This is a genomic window from Seohaeicola nanhaiensis, from assembly GCF_042654245.1.
Lineage (GTDB): Bacteria > Pseudomonadota > Alphaproteobacteria > Rhodobacterales > Rhodobacteraceae > Seohaeicola_A > Seohaeicola_A nanhaiensis.
This window is the reverse complement of the sequence record NZ_JBHSGI010000024.1, coordinates 552,164-569,800: the sequence shown is the minus strand read 5'-3', so window position 1 is coordinate 569,800 and position 17,637 is coordinate 552,164. Positions and strand designations below refer to the sequence as shown.

16 protein-coding genes, 1 tRNA gene and 1 pseudogene are annotated in these 17,637 nt (G+C 64.8%); 12 read left to right on the top strand and 6 right to left on the bottom strand.

Translation table 11 applies throughout. From position 1 onward, the window contains the following. Positions 1-66 precede the first annotated feature (66 nt). The gene (locus ACFO5X_RS17260) at positions 67-582 is read right to left on the bottom strand and encodes a hypothetical protein (protein ID WP_380719184.1); all 516 of its coding nucleotides are present in this window, start codon (positions 580-582) and stop codon (positions 67-69) included. Positions 583-837: 255 nt separating this feature from the next. Here ACFO5X_RS17260 and rpsF point away from each other — a divergent pair, with 255 nt between their 5' ends. The 5 genes and pseudogenes from rpsF (at position 838) to ACFO5X_RS17235 (ending at position 4,762) form a co-directional block, all read left to right on the top strand. Continuing rightward, entirely contained in the window at positions 838-1,215 is a 378-nt protein-coding gene (gene rpsF / locus ACFO5X_RS17255) for a 30S ribosomal protein S6 (protein ID WP_380719182.1), read from the top strand. A gap of 29 nt (positions 1,216-1,244) precedes the next feature. Then, complete coding sequence (gene rpsR / locus ACFO5X_RS17250; protein WP_189680212.1) at positions 1,245-1,472, top strand: 30S ribosomal protein S18; 228 nt, start codon at positions 1,245-1,247, stop codon at positions 1,470-1,472. Positions 1,473-1,484: 12 nt separating this feature from the next. Further along, positions 1,485-2,072, top strand: coding sequence for a 50S ribosomal protein L9 (gene rplI, locus ACFO5X_RS17245; RefSeq protein WP_380719179.1), 588 nt, complete (start codon positions 1,485-1,487; stop codon positions 2,070-2,072). A gap of 194 nt (positions 2,073-2,266) precedes the next feature. Continuing rightward, complete coding sequence (locus tag ACFO5X_RS17240; RefSeq protein ID WP_380719554.1) at positions 2,267-2,698, top strand: transglycosylase SLT domain-containing protein; 432 nt, start codon at positions 2,267-2,269, stop codon at positions 2,696-2,698. A gap of 106 nt (positions 2,699-2,804) precedes the next feature. Further along, a pseudogene (locus tag ACFO5X_RS17235) lies at positions 2,805-4,762 on the top strand (bifunctional 2',3'-cyclic-nucleotide 2'-phosphodiesterase/3'-nucleotidase). A 424-nt stretch (positions 4,763-5,186) separates the two neighbouring features. Here the strand turns inward: ACFO5X_RS17235 and tig are convergent. From tig to ACFO5X_RS17215, 4 genes are all read right to left on the bottom strand, one after another. Continuing rightward, positions 5,187-6,512, bottom strand: a complete 1,326-nt coding sequence (gene tig / locus ACFO5X_RS17230; RefSeq protein ID WP_380719177.1) for a trigger factor — start codon at positions 6,510-6,512, stop codon at positions 5,187-5,189. A gap of 158 nt (positions 6,513-6,670) precedes the next feature. Continuing rightward, entirely contained in the window at positions 6,671-7,528 is an 858-nt protein-coding gene (locus tag ACFO5X_RS17225) for a type IV pili methyl-accepting chemotaxis transducer N-terminal domain-containing protein (RefSeq protein WP_380719173.1), read from the bottom strand. A 146-nt stretch (positions 7,529-7,674) separates the two neighbouring features. Beyond that, a tRNA-Leu gene (locus ACFO5X_RS17220) sits at positions 7,675-7,759 on the bottom strand. Positions 7,760-8,021: 262 nt separating this feature from the next. Next, on the bottom strand, positions 8,022-9,656 hold the full coding sequence (locus ACFO5X_RS17215) for an NAD(P)H-hydrate dehydratase (RefSeq protein WP_380719170.1): 1,635 nt from the start codon (positions 9,654-9,656) through the stop codon (positions 8,022-8,024). A gap of 158 nt (positions 9,657-9,814) precedes the next feature. Here ACFO5X_RS17215 and ACFO5X_RS17210 point away from each other — a divergent pair, with 158 nt between their 5' ends. The 6 genes from ACFO5X_RS17210 to ACFO5X_RS17185 all read left to right on the top strand — a co-directional run bounded on the left by ACFO5X_RS17210 (position 9,815) and on the right by ACFO5X_RS17185 (position 15,224). Beyond that, positions 9,815-10,153, top strand: coding sequence for a P-II family nitrogen regulator (locus ACFO5X_RS17210; RefSeq protein ID WP_380719168.1), 339 nt, complete (start codon positions 9,815-9,817; stop codon positions 10,151-10,153). Positions 10,154-10,186: 33 nt separating this feature from the next. Further along, a complete protein-coding gene (gene glnA / locus ACFO5X_RS17205) occupies positions 10,187-11,593 on the top strand; it encodes a type I glutamate--ammonia ligase (RefSeq protein WP_380719166.1) in 1,407 nt (468 codons plus the stop codon). 157 nt (positions 11,594-11,750) lie between these two features. Next, complete coding sequence (locus ACFO5X_RS17200) at positions 11,751-12,116, top strand: hypothetical protein (protein WP_380719164.1); 366 nt, start codon at positions 11,751-11,753, stop codon at positions 12,114-12,116. A gap of 92 nt (positions 12,117-12,208) precedes the next feature. Beyond that, complete coding sequence (locus ACFO5X_RS17195) at positions 12,209-13,357, top strand: hypothetical protein (protein ID WP_380719162.1); 1,149 nt, start codon at positions 12,209-12,211, stop codon at positions 13,355-13,357. Between the two features lie 90 nt (positions 13,358-13,447). After that, positions 13,448-14,242 carry a lytic murein transglycosylase gene (locus ACFO5X_RS17190; RefSeq protein WP_380719552.1) on the top strand — a complete coding sequence of 265 codons (795 nt, stop codon included), beginning with the start codon at positions 13,448-13,450 and terminating at the stop codon, positions 14,240-14,242. 187 nt (positions 14,243-14,429) lie between these two features. Continuing rightward, positions 14,430-15,224 carry a hypothetical protein gene (locus ACFO5X_RS17185; RefSeq protein WP_380719160.1) on the top strand — a complete coding sequence of 265 codons (795 nt, stop codon included), beginning with the start codon at positions 14,430-14,432 and terminating at the stop codon, positions 15,222-15,224. Between the two features lie 7 nt (positions 15,225-15,231). On the opposite strand, the gene ACFO5X_RS17180 is transcribed toward ACFO5X_RS17185, so the two are convergent. Continuing rightward, the gene (locus tag ACFO5X_RS17180; protein ID WP_380719157.1) at positions 15,232-16,002 is read right to left on the bottom strand and encodes a heme-dependent oxidative N-demethylase family protein; all 771 of its coding nucleotides are present in this window, start codon (positions 16,000-16,002) and stop codon (positions 15,232-15,234) included. Positions 16,003-16,283: 281 nt separating this feature from the next. Here ACFO5X_RS17180 and dddP point away from each other — a divergent pair, with 281 nt between their 5' ends. Next, positions 16,284-17,621 (top strand): dimethylsulfonioproprionate lyase DddP, encoded by a 1,338-nt coding sequence (dddP, locus tag ACFO5X_RS17175; protein ID WP_380719550.1) that lies wholly within the window; start codon positions 16,284-16,286, stop codon positions 17,619-17,621. Positions 17,622-17,637: the final 16 nt, after the last annotated feature.

Genomic DNA, 17,637 nt, shown 5'->3' with positions numbered 1-17,637 from the left:
CAGGCAACGCAACGGCGCAGGCCTGCGCCCGCGCCGCTCACCGGGAGACGGGAAAAGGCCTGTCGCTCAGGTGATCCGCACCATGCCGGCGAGCTGCGCCCGCAGCGCCTCGCGCGCGGCGTCATCCTCGATCACCAGCCGCATCAGAACGCTGCCATCGACATCGACCAGCTGCACCGAGCTGTTTTGGAACTTGGCGCTGCCCAGGCTGTCATAGCTGCGCCGCAGGATCGTCTGCGGCCGCCCGCGGTCGTTTTTCTGCAGCACGCGCACCTCGCGCCGGATCGGGTCGAAGTAGGCATCGGGCTGATCATCGCCCGTCCGGCGCAGAAACATCGCCAACCCGCAGAACAGGAAGAACACCGACACGCCCAGCCGGATCAGCCGCAGCTCGCCGTCCAGCTCCGGCGCCGGCAGCACCCACAGGCTGGCCGCCGCAATCAGCAGAGCAACCCCGAGCAGGCGGAACATCACCGCCCGCGCCCGCCAGTTCGGCGCGAAGGCCACCATCATCGGCGCGTGATCCTGGAAGGCGCTGGTCACCGGATTCGTCGCGGCCCCAGGCATCTGAACGCTGTCCATCTGTATCTAATGTCCTTCAGAACAAACCCTTGGCGCCCCACGCCAACCTCGGTCTACAAAACGTCGAGAATTTGTCGCAGTCGGGGAATTCCACGGGCAGCCGCGCCCGCCACTTCCGGCTTGCCCCCCCGGCCAATCCGTGTATACGGACGCATCCCTCTGCACGTATTCGAACCGCGCAGAGTCTCGTGGCGGGGCCGCAGAGGGAAACAGGCCCCACCTTTGAAATGCGCCTTGATAGAAGCAGGAGTACACATGCCGCTTTACGAGCATGTCATGATTGCGCGTCAGGACTTGTCCAACACGCAAGCCGAAGGCCTCATCGAACATTTCAGCACCGTGCTGTCCGACAACGGCGGCAAGCTCGTGGATCACGAGTACTGGGGCGTGAAGACGATGGCCTACCGGATCAACAAGAACCGCAAGGGCCACTATGCCTTCATGCGTTCCGACGCCCCCGCCGCCGCCATCCAGGAGATGGAGCGTCTGATGCGTCTGCATGACGACGTGATGCGCGTCCTGACCATCAAGGTCGACGAGCACAAGGAAGGCCCCTCGGTGCAGATGCAGAAGCGTGACGAACGCGACCGCGGTGACCGTGGCGATCGCGGCGAACGCCGCGAGCGTCGTTGATCCAGAGCTTGAGAAAAGGACACTAAATCATGGCCGTGAAACCGTTTTTCCGTCGCCGCAAGGTTTGCCCCTTCTCGGGTGACGACGCCCCCGCCATCGACTACAAGGACACCCGCCTGCTGCAGCGCTACATCAGCGAACGCGGCAAGATCGTGCCCTCGCGCATCACCGCCGTCTCGGCGAAGAAGCAGCGTGAACTGGCTCGCGCCATCAAGCGCGCCCGCTTCCTCGCCCTGCTTCCCTACGCCGTGAAGTAAGGAGATACTCCGATGCAAGTCATTCTTCTCGAACGTGTGGCCAAGCTTGGCCAGATGGGCGATGTCGTCGACGTCCGCCCGGGCTTTGCGCGCAACTACCTGCTGCGCCAGGGCAAGGCGCTGACCGCCTCCGAAGCCAACATCAAGAGCTTCGAGAACCGCAAGGCCCAGCTCGAAACCCAGAACCTCGAAACCCGCAAGGAAGCCGAGGCCATGGGCGAAAAGCTGGACGGCCAGCAGTTCGTCGTGATTCGCCAGGCCTCCGATGGCGGCGCGCTCTACGGCTCGGTCACCCCGCGTGACGCCGCCGATGCGGCCACCGCAGGCGGCTTCACCGTCTCGCGCAAGCAGATGGTCATCGCCCGCCCGATCAAGGAACTGGGTCTGCACGACGTGCACGTCTCGCTCCACCCCGAGGTCGAGGTGACGATCACCCTGAACGTCGCGCGCTCGGCCGAAGAAGCCGAACTCCAGGCGTCGGGCAAGTCGATCCAGGAACAGGCCGCTGAAGAGCAGGCCGCGGCCGATTTCGAGATCGCCGAACTGTTCGACGACCTCGGCAGCGCCGCCGACGAAGACGATCAGCCCCGCAACGACTGATCGCCCCTAACAGCTACGGGAAAAGCCGCGCCTGCCGGGCGCGGCTTTTTTCATGGCCGGACATCGGCAACCCACCGCCCACGCCGCGCCAAAAAGGTTGCCCGGACCAGTTTCGCCGATAAAAGGGATCCTGGCTGTAACAACGCGCGTGATCCCGCATGCTGACCCGACGCAGACTCATCGCTCTCGCCACCATGGCTCTCGTCACCGCTCCCGGCAGCGGATGCAGCGCCCGCAGCGCCCGCTTCGACCCGCCGCTGCATGTGAACGAAACGCCCGAGCTGCGCCTGCTCATCAACAAATACGCCGATCACTACAAGGTGCCCCGCTCGCTGGTCCACCGCGTCATCATCCGCGAAAGCCACCACCGCCCCGGCGCGATGAACCGGCCCTACTACGGCCTGATGCAGATTCTGCCCGCCACTGCGCGCAGCATGGGCTTCCGCGGCAAGCCGACCGACCTGCTGGACGCCGAAACCAACCTGAAATACGCCGTCAAATACCTGCGCGGCGCCTGGCTGGTCTCGGATGGCAGTCAGGACGCGGCGGTGCGCTGGTATTCCAGCGGCTACTACTACGAGGCCAAGCGGCGCGGCCTCCTGCGCGAAACCGGACTGATTTCCTGACCGCAGGCCCCGGCAGCTTGCCGCCGCCAGCCACATAAATGTTGCCGTGCCGTCACGGGCCCATGTTACGCTTCTCCCGGATCACATGCTTCCGGGGGTCTCCGCCATGCCACTTGTAATCAATCGCCGCAGCTTCCTCGCCAGCGGCGCCAGCCTGATCGCACTGCATCCCTTCTCGGTCCGCGCCAGCGCCAACCAGGCCCACCTTCGCCTGATGGAAACGACCGATCTGCACGTGCACGTCTTCCCCTACGACTATTACGCCGACAAGCCCGTCGATACCGTCGGCCTTTCGCGTGCCGCCTCCATCGTCCGCGCCATTCGGGCGGAGGCCACCAACTCGATTCTCCTCGACAACGGGGACTTCCTGCAGGGCAACCCGATGGGCGATTACATCGCCTACGAACGCGGGATGAAAGACGGCGACATGCACCCCGTCATCACCGCGATGAACACCATCGGGGTCGAGGCCTCGACCCTCGGCAACCACGAATTCAACTACGGTCTCGACTTCCTGGCCAAAGCGCTCGCCGGCGCGCAGTTCCCTGTCGTCTCCGCCAACGTGGTCAAGTCGATGGGCGCCACCCCCACCGCCGATACCATGCTGATCCCGCCCTATGTCATTCTCGACCGCACCCTGACCGATGGCGCCGGCGCCACCCATCCCATCAGGATCGGCCTCATCGGCTTCGTCCCGCCCCAGATCATGAACTGGGACCGCCGTCACCTCGAAGGCAACGTCCAGACCCGCGACATCCTGCAGACCGCCCGCGCCTGGGTCCCCGAGATGAAGGAGAAAGGCGCCGACATCGTCATCGCGCTCTGCCATTCCGGCATCGGCGAGGCGCAGGAAAGCGACGGCATGGAAAACGCCGCCGTGCCGCTCGCCGCGGTGGAGGGCATCGACGCCATCCTCACAGGTCACTCGCACCTGGTTTTCCCCTCCTCCACCTACAAGGATTTCGCCGCAGTCGACGTGGACCAAGGCACGATCCACGGCAAGCCCGCCACCATGGGCGGCTTCTGGGGCAGCCATCTCGGCCTGATCGACCTCATGCTCGAACGCGACGGCGCCGCCTGGCGCGTCGTTGGACATACTGCCGAGGCGCGCCCGATCTCCAAACGCAACGAGGATCGCACCTACACCGCCCTTGTCGAGGACGACGCCGCCGTGCTCGACTCCGTCCGCCCCGAACACGAGGCCACGCTGGAATACGTCCGCCGCCCGGTCGGCACGACCGACACGCCGCTCTACAGCTACTTCGCGCTGGTGGCCGACGATCCCTCAGTCCAGGTCGTCTCGAATGCCCAGACCTGGTATATCTCCCAGATGATGAAGGGCACCGAATACGAAGGCTTGCCCATCCTCTCCGCCGCCGCGCCCTTCAAGGCCGGCGGTCGTGGCGGACCCGAGTATTACACCGATGTGCCCGTCGGCGCCATGGCGATCAAGAACGTCTCCGACCTCTACCTCTATCCCAACACCGTGCGCGCCGTGCTGATCACCGGCGCCGAGGTCAAGGATTGGCTCGAACGCTCGGCCGGGATGTTCAACCGGATCGAGCCGGGTCAGCCCGACCAGGTGCTGCTGAACGACAGCTTCCCCTCCTACAATTTCGACGTGATCGACGGCGTCACCTACGAAATCGACCTCTCCCAACCGTCCAGGTTCGACACCAAGGGAGAGCTTGTGGAGCCCGACGCCAATCGCATCACGAACCTCAGATTCAACGGCCAACCGATTGACCCCGATGCGAAATTTATCGTCGCCACCAACAACTACCGCGCCTCGGGCGGCGGCAAGTTTCCGGGTGCGATGGGGATACGGTGGTTTTCGAGGGGCCCGACACCAACCGCGACGTGATCGTCCGCTACATCGTTGAACAGGGCACCATCGACCCGAAGGCCGACGGCAACTGGACCTTCAAGCCACTCGACGGTGCCACCGTCCTGTTCGACACCGGGCCCAAGGCCGCGACCTATGCGGGCAGCGTGACCAGCGTCAAGATCGAACCCGCCGGAGAAGGCCCCGACGGCTTCGCCCGGTTCCGCATTCAGTTGTAGCGCCGACGCCGCATCCCACCGAACCAAAAAGGCCACCCCAACGGGTGGCCCCGGCGGACCCGAATGCCCCGGCTCGTTCCTCGACCAGGCTGAATCGCCGGCCGTCTGGAGGCGATGGCGGCGCTCGACGGTGTCACTGCCGTCAGGCTCGGATCGCGGCGCCCCGGCCTCTGCCGAAAGCGTGACCTGCGTCAGATTCGGACCCACTCAACGGCGCCGCCGCCGTGTCCGCCCGGCACCACGGCGCCGGCCGGTGCCGGCTGCGGAACCAAAGCCAGGATCGAAGCCCCGATCACCGCCCGGACGGCTCCGCCCGATCCCGCATCGAATTGTGGCGCCGCCATCACCCACACAGCAGCGCCGCCCAACAAAAAAGGGGCCGCCCCATCCGGGCTGCCCCTCGATCCGAAACCGTGGTTCCGGCTTATTCCTCGTCCAGCGCCTCGACGGCCTTTTGCAGGTCGTCCTTGCTGACCTCCTTCTCGGAAATCGTTGCCAGTTCAAAGACATAGTCGACAACCTTGTCCTCGAACAGCGGCGCGCGGATCTGCTGCTGCATCTGCGGATTCTTCTGAACGAATTCAAAGAACTGCCGCTCCTGGCCGCGATACTGGCGGGCCTGGTTCATCACCGCCTGGGTGAATTCCGCATCGCTCACCTGAACTTCCGACTTGCGGCCGATCTCGGCCAGAAGCAGACCAAGGCGCACGCGGCGCTCCGCCAGCTTCTTGTGCTCGTCGGTCGGGGTGATTTCGGGGTGGTCGTGGCCGTGCACGTCGGCATGTTCCTCGTGCCACAGCTGATGCGCGATCTGGCCCGCTTCGGCCTCCACCAGGCTGGGCGGCAGATCGAAAGACACCATCTTGTCCAGCGCATCCAGCAGGCCTCGCTTGAGCACCGCACGCGCCGCACCGCTATACTCAGCCTCAAGCCGTTCGCCGATCTGCGCCTTCAGCGCCGACAGATCGTCCGCGCCAAATTTCTTGGCCAGGTCGTCGTTGATCTCGGCCGCCTTCGGTGCCTTCACGTCCTTCACCGAGCAGTCAAAGACCGCTTCCTTGCCGGCCAGATGTTCCGCCTGGTAGTCCTCGGGGAAGGACACCGTCACGGCCTTCTCTTCGCCCGCCTTCACGCCCACCAGCTGATCCTCGAAACCGGGGATGAAACTGTTCGAACCCAGCACCAGCGGATAGTCCTCCGCAGCGCCGCCGTCAAACGGAGTGCCGTCGATCTTGCCGACGAAGTCGAACACCACCTGGTCACCCGTCTCGGCAGCGCCATCCTTGGTCTCGAATTCCTTGGCGTTGTCGGCCAGATTGCCCAGCGCCTCTTCGACGTCGGCATCCTGCGCCTTGACCACGAGCTTTTCCAGCTTGACCGACTTCAGGTCCAGATCCGGGATCTCGGGCAGCGCTTCATAGGTCAGCTCGACCTGAACGTCGTCGCCTTCCTTCCAGTTCTCGTTGGTCATCTTGACTTCGGGCTGCATGGCCGGGCGCTGGCCCGACTCCTCGAAATGCTGATTCATCGCGCCGTCGACGGATTCCTGCATCGCCTCGCCCAGCAGGCGCGGGCCGAACTGCTTCTTCAGCAGCGGCATCGGCACCTTCCCCTTGCGAAAGCCCTTCATCTCGATTTCCGGCTGCGCCTCGGCCAGCTTCTCGTTGACCTTGGCCTCAAGCTCGGCGGCGGTGACGGTTATCGCATAGCCGCGTTTCAGACCTTCGTTCAGCGTCTCGGTGACCTGCATCGCTTTTCCCCATACGGTTGACCCTCCGGCAAAGACCGGACGGCAGGCAAATTTGGGGCCTTCTATTGGTCCCGCTGCCGTTCTGCAAGGCCGTTCCGACGGTCCCGGGCCTCCCGGTCGCGAAAAACCCGCCCCCCGTGGCCAACCCGCTGTCTCCTTCAGAGGTTCTCGTACATCCAGACCGTCTCGTTCATATTGGCCAGCGTCTTCTGCGTCTGCTCAAGCAGGCTGTTGAGTACCGCTGCGTCACCAGCGGCCTGCGCCTGCCGGATGAGGTCCTTCATCTTCAGCCAGTCCGCATGGACCAACTCTAGCATCGCCTCGATTTCCCAGACTGGCGGCGCAATGATCCCAGCCGCGGAATCGCCCTCGCGCAGTTGGGCCAGGCTCGTCTCGAACACATCCATCGACGCGGCCGCGCGCGCGCGCTCCGCTTCCACGTCGATTCCGGCCGCCCCCAAGCAGGTCTCCATCGCGATCCGGACCAGAAACATCCGCTGCCGGCCCGCCACATCAACCACCTTCGACAACTCGGCATTTTCCCCCGTGGTGCCGCTCGCCGAAATCGCCTGAACGGCGTCGTTCATCCGGGCGACAATGTCCGGCGCGATGGCCCGAAGCTCCGCCAGACCGGCGGCATCGCTCACCGCCTGCGCCCTTCCCCGGAACTGGGGCCACAGCGTCTCGACCGCGGCCAGGTGCCGCAGCACATCCGGATGTGTCTCGACCGGCAGCCCCAGGTCGGCATCTCCGTGGCGCAGCCCTTTCAGAACCCGGTCGAAATCGCGGATTGCCACGCGCGCCGCCGCGCCCGTCTCGGCCGGCTTGACACCCTGATGCGCCATGCACAGCATCATGACGATCTGTTGCGACAACATGCGCTGCCGCCCCGCCAGATTGACCTGCCGCCGCAGGTCGACTCCGCTCTTGGCCGGCTCGGCCGCGGGTGCCTCCCGCGGCAGCGGCCACAACACAGCCGCAAGGACCAGCGATAAAAGGACATGCTTTCGGCTCATGACACGACACTCCCGGAGTTGGACATGCCCTCCGTTCTGCCGCGAAGTCATGAAGGAACGATTTATGAGCGCCGAAAAATCACGACAGCCGCGATCCACTCACCCAGGATCGGCGGAACGCAGGAAGAGAGATCAAAGGGATTAGATGGTGCGGGTGAAGGGACTTGAACCCCCAAGCCTTGCGGCGCCGGAACCTAAATCCGGTGCGTCTACCAATTCCGCCACACCCGCGCGATGGCTCTCTTAGCAAAGCTTGAACGCCGAGGCGAGCGGAAAGCGCGGCAAAAAGTCCTTCGTGTCGTGCCGGTCGAGTCCCTCCGCCGCATCGCCCGTACCCTTCACGCCGTGCACTTTTCCGCCGGGGCGCTGGGGCATGGCCGGCCCGTGCGACATGAACCTGCACCCGCTGCAGCTCCCGGCGCCCCAGGTGATCTACGCCGGCGGATGGCTCTCGGCTGCGGCGGCCACCCAATCGCGCCCCAGGCCGCCTGATCTAAAGCCCAAGATCGCGGAAAACCCCCGGCAGCTGTTCGGGCAGGTCCTCGGCGATCAGCCCCGGACCGAAGCGGCGCGCGCATTCGACGTGCAGCCAGGCCCCGGTCTCCGCCGCCTGCATCGGCGCGAAGCCGCGCGCCAGCAACCCCGTGATGAACCCCGCCAGAACGTCCCCCGCGCCCGCCGTCGCCAGCCAGGGCGCCGCGCGGTCATAGACCGCCGCATTCACCGAACACCGCCCGTCCGGATGCGCGATCACCGTGTCCGGCCCCTTGAACAGCACGACCGCACCGCAGCGCGCGGCCGCCGCGCGCGTGGCGTCGACCTTGGAATAGGCCGGGCCCCGCACCGCCGGCGTGGCCAGCTTCTCCGCAATATCCGGGAACAGCCGCGCGAACTCGCCGCCATGCGGGGTCAGCACACAACGGTCGTGCAGCGCCCCGAACAATTCCGCATGCGCCGCGATCGCCGTCAGCGCATCCGCGTCAAGAACGACGTAGGGTGCGTGCTCCGCACGCACCGCCGCAGCGACCAGCTCCGCCGCCCGCTCCACCCCCAGCCCCGGCCCGAGACACAACGCAGTGATCCGGGCGTCCCCCAGCACCCCCGCCAGCCCCGCGCCGTCCTCGATGTGCCGCAGCATCACCGCCGTCACCTGCGCTGCGACCTCCAGTTGTGCCGCCCCCGGAACGCCCAACGTCACCAGCCCGGCCCCGATCCGCAGCGCTCCCCGCGCGGTCAGGCGCGCGGCGCCGGTGCGCCCCGCGGGGCCCGAGAGGATCAGGGCGTGGCCGTGGGTGAATTTGTGGGCGCCCCCGACCTTTGAAATTGCCACCGTAGGTCGGTCCAGCAAAGTGACGGATCGTTGGACCCGTCGCTTGTCCAACCCGATGTCTTTCACCACCACCTTGTGGCAACCGATTGCCCCGCCATAGTTGAGACAGCCGTCCCACATGAAATGCCCGACTTTTGCCCTGTGAAAGGTGACGGTCAGATGCGTGGGTAAGGCACCGAAATCCTTGCCGCTGTCGCTGCAAATCCCGCTCGGAAAATCGACAGCCACAAATCGATCCATACCTGTCGAATGGGCGTTCATACCCAGCGCCGAGGGCATGAAGCCGCGCCACATCTCGCTGGTATCGTCTGGCATGGCTCGCGTCAGTCCGGTGCCAAAAAGGGCATCTACGATCAGCAATTGCTCCCCGGTCTCGTCGTCCTCAAATCGCCTGCGGATCGCCAAGTCATCCCAGCCATTGACCTCCCCCATCCCCAACCACCGCTCATAATTCACCCGCGCATCCGCCGGCAGCCGCTCCGGATCGCCGTAAAGGAACACCTCCACCGCCCACCCCAGCTCGCGCAGCAATCGCGCCACGACAAACCCGTCGCCGCCATTGTTTCCCGGCCCGCAGAGCACCACCGCCCTTCTGGCTTCCTCTTGCTCCAAATATCCCGGGGAGCGCGAGGGGCTGGCCCCTCGCTCCGCGCCCGCCAGCTCGGGCCACTCCTCGAAGATCGCCGCGACCACGCCCCGCCCGGCGCGCTCCATCAGCTCCAGCCCGGTGACCTCGCCGCTAGAAATCGCGGCTTCTTCTATGGCGCGCATCTGCGCGGCGGTCAGCAGTTCGGTCATCGGATTCACTTTCGCCTAAAAATCATGCATAACGCACAAAAAGCGCGCGACCGGCCGAAATCCCCCGCCGACCGTTCCAAAGCTAAACCTTAACCGATTGTGACCGCCAGACAGAAGTGGTCTGACCCGAACCGAACGCGCATGTGAGGAGGCCGAACATGAAGAAGATTGAAGCGATCATCAAACCCTTCAAGCTCGATGAGGTGAAGGAAGCGCTTCAGGATGTTGGCGTGCAGGGCCTCTCGGTGATCGAGGTCAAGGGCTTTGGCCGCCAGAAGGGACACACCGAACTCTACCGGGGTGCCGAATACGTGGTGGACTTCCTGCCCAAGGTGAAGATCGAGGTCATCCTCGACGACGATCAGGTCGATGGCGCCATCGCGGCGATCATCGCTGCCGCAAAGACCGACAAGATCGGCGATGGCAAGATTTTCGTCTCCACCGTCGAACAGGCCATCCGCATCCGCACCGGCGAGACCGGTTCGGAAGCCATCTGAACATCCAGGAATACAACGAAGGGGATCCACGGGATGAGTAACAAAGACGTTCTGAAAATGATCAAGGACGAGGATGTCGAATATGTCGATATCCGCTTCACCGACCCGCGCGGCAAGCTGCAGCACGTGACCGTCGTGGCCGATCTGGTCGACGAGGACTTCCTCGAGGAAGGCTTCATGTTCGACGGCTCGTCCATCGCCGGCTGGAAGTCGATCGAAGCCTCCGACATGAAGCTGATGCCGGATGCCTCCAGCGCCTATGTCGATCCGTTCTACGCCGAAAAGACCATCTGCATTCACTGCTCGGTCGTCGAACCCGACACCGGCGAACCCTACGAACGCGATCCGCGCAGCACCGCCGCAAAGGCCGAGGCCTTCCTCAAGGCCTCCGGTGTCGGCGACGCCGCCTATTTCGGCCCCGAAGCCGAGTTCTTCCTGTTCGACGACGTGCGTTTCTCGAACAAGATCAACAAGGTGTCTTACGAAGTTGACGCAACCGACGCGTCCTGGAACTCGGACACCGAATACGAGAACGGCAACATGGGCCACCGCCCGGGCCTCAAGGGCGGCTACTTCCCGGTGAACCCGACCGACGAGGCGCAGGATCTGCGTTCCGAAATGCTCTCGACCATGAAGCGCATGGGCATGAAGGTCGACAAGCATCACCACGAAGTGGCGTCCTGCCAGCACGAACTCGGCCTGATCTTCGGCACGCTGACCAAGCAGGCCGACGAGATTCAGAAATACAAATACGTCATCCACAACGTGGCCCATGCCTATGGCAAGTCCGCCACCTTCATGCCCAAGCCGATCTACGGCGACAACGGCTCGGGGATGCACGTCAACATGTCGATCTGGAAAGAGGGCAAACCGCTCTTCGCCGGCGACAAATATGCCGACCTTTCGCAAGAGGCGCTCTACTTCATCGGCGGCATCCTCAAGCATGCCAAGTCGCTGAACGCGCTGACCAACCCCGGCACCAACAGCTACAAGCGCCTGATCCCCGGCTTCGAGGCCCCTGTCCTGCGCGCCTACTCCGCCCGCAACCGCTCGGGCTGCGTGCGGATTCCGTGGACCGAGTCGCCGAAGGCCAAGCGCGTCGAGGCCCGCTTCCCCGATCCGTCCGCCAACCCCTACCTGGCCTTCGCGGCGCTCCTGATGGCCGGTATCGACGGCATCAAGAACAAGATCGACCCGGGCGAGGCGATGGACAAGAACCTCTACGACCTGCCCGCCGAGGAACTGGCCGGTATCCCGACCGTCTGCGGATCGCTGCGTGAAGCGCTGGAAGAACTGCAGGCCGATATGGATTACCTGCTGGCGGGCGACGTGTTCACCAAGGACCAGCTCGAAGGCTATATCGAGCTGAAGATGGAAGAGGTTCACAAATACGAACACACGCCGCACCCGGTTGAATACGGCATGTATTACAGCTGCTGATCAGCGGTCCGGAAACGGAAAACTGTCGGGGGCGCTCAATCGGGCGCCCCCGATCCATTGTGCAACCTGTCTTCCCGAAAATTGCCACGTTTTGCCCCTAATCGGGTCTGCATTACCCGTTAAGGTAGAATGCGTGGTAACAAGGAACCCAGGTAAGATGTCCCCCCAGACAAGTTTCAGCGACCGGATCGACCGCATCCAGAAACGCGCCGCCGGCGTGGAGCCGAAGGCACCCGTGATCGCGCCGATGGTGGGCGAGGATGTGCGCGAGATGCGGACGCGGCGCAGCTCTGTGGGATTGGCCCTGCGCCGCCTGATGCTGCCCATCGCGGTTGCCGCCTTTATCGCCGGGCTGTTTTCGGGCGAACTCATCGCCATGCTGCCGCCGCAGGTTGCGACCGAAATGCTCACCCGCCCCGACACCTTGGGAGACCTGATGCGCGCTCAGGTCACACCCGAACAACTCGACAGGGTTCTGGCACAGGCCTCTGCGTCCCAGCCGGCTGTCAACCCGGTCGACTAGGCGAAATTCAGCCGGATCGCGCGCCCAGGGCGATTTCCTCGCCCCGGCCTGTCCCGCGTCAAACGGCTGCCATGTTTCCCGGGAACAGTCCGATGAAAATAAGACAGGCACTCCAGCAGATGACCGATCCGATTCTCACCATTCAGGCCGCGCTGCTTTACCGGGCCACGCCCGAGTTGAATTTCGCCGACCTGCGCGACCGGCTCAACGCCACACTCGCAAGCTCCGGCATCCCGCCGCTCGAGGACAGCCCGCTGTCGTCGGATCAGTTCGCGCTGTTCCGCAACACCCGCCTGCACATCAGCATCGCCGTTCACCGCACGCCACTGCCCGCGGCCGGCCTCAAGACGGCGCTCGCCGCGCCGGCCAGCCGCAGCAAGCGCTGCGATTTCGAGAGGCTGCTCGCCCAGTCCCACGCCCATGTCGTCCTTTCGGTGGGCGACGGCCCGACTCCCGCCGCGCTCGAACCGGTCACGCCCGCGCCGGCAGCGATCAAGCTTGCGCTGCTCAATCGGGTGATGGCGCTCGTGCACGAGCGGGCACCTGGCATCGCCGCACATCTCTGTACCAACGATCTGTTCTTCACCCCGGCCGAAATCGACGCCGCCGCGGCTCAGCAGATCCCCCCCGGCATGGTCATGCATCCGCTCAAGGCCGACGGTCCCGCCCGCGCCCTGCGCCTGTGCAATTCCGAAGTGCTGATCGGCAAGGTTCTGGAAATCCACGACATTCCGACTTCAGTCCCGGTCAGCATGCAGCTCACCCTGGCCAATACTCTGGTGACGCAGCATCTCGCTGGCGCCCTGCCGCTCGAAGACGGCGACCGGCTCGAGGATGCAGTCGGCATGGCGCTGACCGTCCGCCACGGGCGGCCTGCCTCCTCCGCGCCCAAGGGGCGCATCATCGTCTCCTTTGACTCGCCGGATCTCCCGCGCGCGCCGCGCTGGGAAGTCTCCACCTACCAGCCCCACCCCGGCTATGCGGCCAGCCCCACGCCGCCAGAGGCAGCCCCCCCTGGGGAAACCCGCGACTGGCAGCCGCCGCCGCGATCCAGCTACCGTGGACGCGTCGCCGACGTCGCCGGCAAAAGCTCGTCCAACTGGATGATCTGGGTTGGCATCGGCCTGTTTCTCTGGATCGGCCTGCCCCTGCTCCATATCCCGCAGATGGTCCTCCAGGCCGCCTTCAGCGACGCGCCGCTCCTCTCCGATCAGCCGCCCGCCGCCCACAAGACCCGCTGACAGCAAGCGCGGGCTTCTCACCGCCGCGCGCCACGGCTAATCTGACGCCGTTGCCGTGACCAAGGAAAGATACGCATGTTTCGCCACGCCATGATCCGGCCGCTTGTTGCGGCCGTCCTAGCCAGCCTCGCCGCCCTGCCCGCCGCCGCCGCCCCCTGCGGCAATACCGGCGCCGGCTTCAATGCGTGGAAAGCCGATTTCGCCGCCACGGCCCAGCAGGCCGGCGTGCGCAAAAAGGGCCTCGAGGCGCTGGCTCAGGCCCAATATGCCACCCGCACCATCGCCGCGGACCGCGGCCAGAAAAGCTTCAAATACACGCTCGACAAGTTCATGAAGGTGCGCGGCGCCGATGCCATCGTCTCACAGGGCCGCAAGCGGCTGAAGTCCAACCCGAACTTCTATCGCACGCTCGAGGCGCAATACGGCGTTCCCGCCGGTATACTGCTCACCCTGCACGGGATGGAGACCGGTTTCGGCAACTTCATGGGCGACAGCCAGATCGTCTCGGCCATCGTGACGCTCGCCTACGACTGCCGCCGCTCCGAATTCTTCATCCCCCATGCCATCGGCGCCCTCATGCTGGTCGATCAGGGCTCGATCACCACCGGCACGCTCGGGGCCAAGCACGGCGAGCTCGGACATACCCAGTTCCTGCCCGGCAACGCGCTGGCCTATGGCGTCGATGCCACCGGCGACGGTCGGGTGGATTTCTACAACATGACCGACGCCCTCGCCTCGACCGCCAATTTCCTGCGCGCCAAGGGCTGGCAACCCGGCAAGGGCTATCAACAGGGCCAGCCGAATTTCAAGGTGATCCAGGCCTGGAACGGGGCCACGGTCTACCAGCAGGCCATCGCTCTGATGGCTGCGCGGATCGACGGCTGATCGCCAGAGTTTCGCCACATTTCCGTCGCAAAACCTGCGATTGCCTTAAAAAACAGCGATTTCCGGACCAGCGTCAATTCGCCTATCCACCGGAAATTCCTGATTTTTGTGCCAGACTGTCACAGTTTCTCCCAGAAGCGGCAGGATACTCAACTCAGAGTTTAGTATTGCGACTGGGGGGAAACCGATGGACGGGCACGGCAGCTATCACGGGGGCATCGTCATGTTCGCCGCCGCGGACGCGATGCTCGAACGGTTGGCACGTATCGCATCGGCGACCTTCGAAGACTATGGTCACCGCGTCGTGAACAGCACCCTGATCGACGGACAGACGGCACGGGTCACCTCCGACCGCTCCACCGTCACCCTCAAGCTGACGCAAGACCTGATCCCCGGCGAACATGGCCAGCGCGGCCTGCGGTTCGAGAACTTCAAGCTCGTCACTCCCACAGACCGTCAGCACCGCGTGGAGATCGAACTCTGCCCGACCGGCGGCGATGATCGCGAAATCTCCGAACTGCTCCTGATCGTAATGCTCTTCCGTGCGAGCTATGAATTCGATGTGCAGATGGTCGAATGGCTCGATCCTCTGACCCTGCTCACCACCGGCGAATTCCTCTCGGCCTTTGCCGGCCGCTGCGAAAGCCTGGCACACCACCGCAGAGGCTTCGCCGACCCCAATGCACGGCGCTTTGCCCCGCGCGACGAGACCCCGCCCGAGGGTACCTCGGCCTTCGCGGTCAGTTTCGAACCCATGGAGGTCGACCCCGAACAAAGCGACGTGCGCCGGCTGGCCATCTGGGGCATGACCGTCATGCTGGCCACCTTCTCTTTGCCCGTTGCGCTCTGCATGGCGGCGGTCAACCTGGTGCGGGGCGAGGATTTCCGGCTCAACACCCAGGTTCTGACCCTCACGGGGCTTGTGGTCACGCTGCAATGCACCGGAGCTCTGGAAAGGATCACGACAGCGCTTCCGATCTGACGCCGGCTCAGCTGCCCTTCGGGTCCAGGCCCTGCGCCAGCACCGCCGCGCGCGCCATCACATAGGTGTGGATCGAAAACACCACCGCCCGGGTTTTCTCAAGCCTGACAAGGCATTGCCGCTCGGAACGAAGGTAGCCTCCGCGTCCTGGCTCCGGCTTCGGACGGCGCTCGTGGATGCTGCGCGGCTGGTGCAGATCGGGGTCGACATACCACAACCGGTTGAACCGCCACAGCGGCATCCCCACCCGCACGCCGTCGAACAGACGCTGCACACGCGCGGCAATCCCTGCATCATAGGCCGTCACCGGCTCGTGAATGTCGATCAGCGGCCGCCCGAACTTTTCGTCCAGCCGCCAGCTCGCCGGAAAGCACAGCACCGCCGCCGTCATCACATGCTCATCGCCGCGCTTTTCCAGAATGCAGAGATCCTCTTGCACCAGCCGCGCCAGCGTCTGCAGCGGCCGCGCCCGGTTCACCGGCACGTCGACCCCATCCGCGCGCGTCACAATTTCGCCCGCCCCGGGTGCAACGAGCCCCAGCACCAGCTCCAGCAGTTCCTCCGCCGCCGGCCGCGCCGCCGGCTCCATTGCGAGCACCGCTTCGGGGCGCTCGGCCACCAGACGGTCCCGCAGCGCCATCTGCCCGGCAAACGCCTCGTCCCGGATCAGCCACGCCGCCATGTCCAGCGGCTGGATGCCCGGCAAGGGACGTTCCGCAAAGGGATCGTAGGGAATGTGGCTCTGCAAGGGTGCCGACCCGATGTCCAGTTCTTTCATCCCGACTCCCCGGCCCCGCACGCCCGCCGACCAACCGCCCGTCCGGCAATAGACCTGTCACCCGTTCAACCCGCATTCTCCGAATCGCCCTACCCTGAAGGGTGGTAGGGAGGGGCGACACCGCGCATCCGTTTTTGCGGGCATTTCCCGTCCCCGCAACCCCTGCGCCCCCCGGAACCGTCGCCAAGGCCAAAATACGACATGCTTGGAGGTCGCAGCCGGTCGGGACGGCGCCACCCGCCGCCCCACAGGATGCACCCATGGCAGCGAAAGGCGTCCTGATGAACTCGCACTACCGCGACACGCGCAAGATCGACCCCACCCGCGGCGCCACCCTGGCCGACGGCAGCCCCAACAACGACGACCGGATCGAGATCGGGCCCACCCGCCTGGCCCTCTCCGAATGGCAGGCCCGGGGGTTGGAGCTGCCCGACCTTCCAAGGATGCGCGAGCATCGCTGGAACCGCCTGACAAAAGCACTGGAAACAAGAGGCTACGGCGGTCTCCTCATGTTCGACCCGTTGAACATCCGCTATGCCACCGACTCCACCAACATGCAGCTCTGGAACACCCATAACCCCTTCCGCGCCGTGCTGCTCTGCGCCGATGGCTACATGGTGATGTGGGACTATAAGAACTCCCCTTTCCTCAGCAAATTCAATACATTGGTCCGCGAGGTGCACTCCGGCGCCGACCTCTTCTACTTCGACCGGGGCGACAAGGTGGATGTCGCTGCCGACACCTTCGCCAACGAGGTGCGCATTCTCATGGCCGAACACGCCGGCGGCAACCGACGCCTGGCCGTCGACAAGATCATGCTGCACGGGCTGCGCGCGCTCGAGGCGCAGGGCTTCACCATCGAGGAAGGCGAAGAGGTCACCGAAAAGACCCGCGCCGTGAAGGGGCAGGACGAGATCCGCGCGATGCGCTGCGCCATGGTCGCCTGCGAGGCCTCGGTCCAGGCGATGGAAGATTTCGCCCGCGCCTCCGTCCCTTTGGGCGGCACCTCCGAGGACGACATCTGGGCGATCCTGCACGCCGAGAACATCCGTCGCGGCGGCGAATGGATCGAAACCCGCCTGCTCGCCTCGGGCCCGCGCACCAACCCGTGGTTCCAGGAATGCGGCCAGCGCGTGGTGCAGAACAACGAGATCGTCAGCTTCGACACCGACCTGATCGGCGCCTATGGCATCTGCGTCGACATCTCGCGCAGCTGGTGGATCGGCGACGCCAAACCGCCGCAAGAGATGATCGACGCCATGCGCCACGCACATGAACACATCATGACCAACATGGCGATGCTGAAGCCGGGCGTGACCATCCCGGAACTCACCGCCAACGCCCACCGTCTCGACGACCAGTATCAGGCGCAGAAATACGGCTGCCTGATGCACGGCGTCGGCCTCTGCGACGAGTGGCCGCTGGTCTCCTATCCGGACAAGGCGGTGCCCGGTGCCTTTGACTATGCGCTGGAACCCGGCATGGTGCTCTGTGTCGAGGCGGCGGTCGGCGCGGTGGGCGGCGCCTTCACCATCAAGCTCGAAGACCAGGTGCTGATCACCGAGACCGGCCACGAAAACCTCACCACCTACCCCTTCGACCCGCGCCTGATGGCATGACGAAGGCTCGCATTGA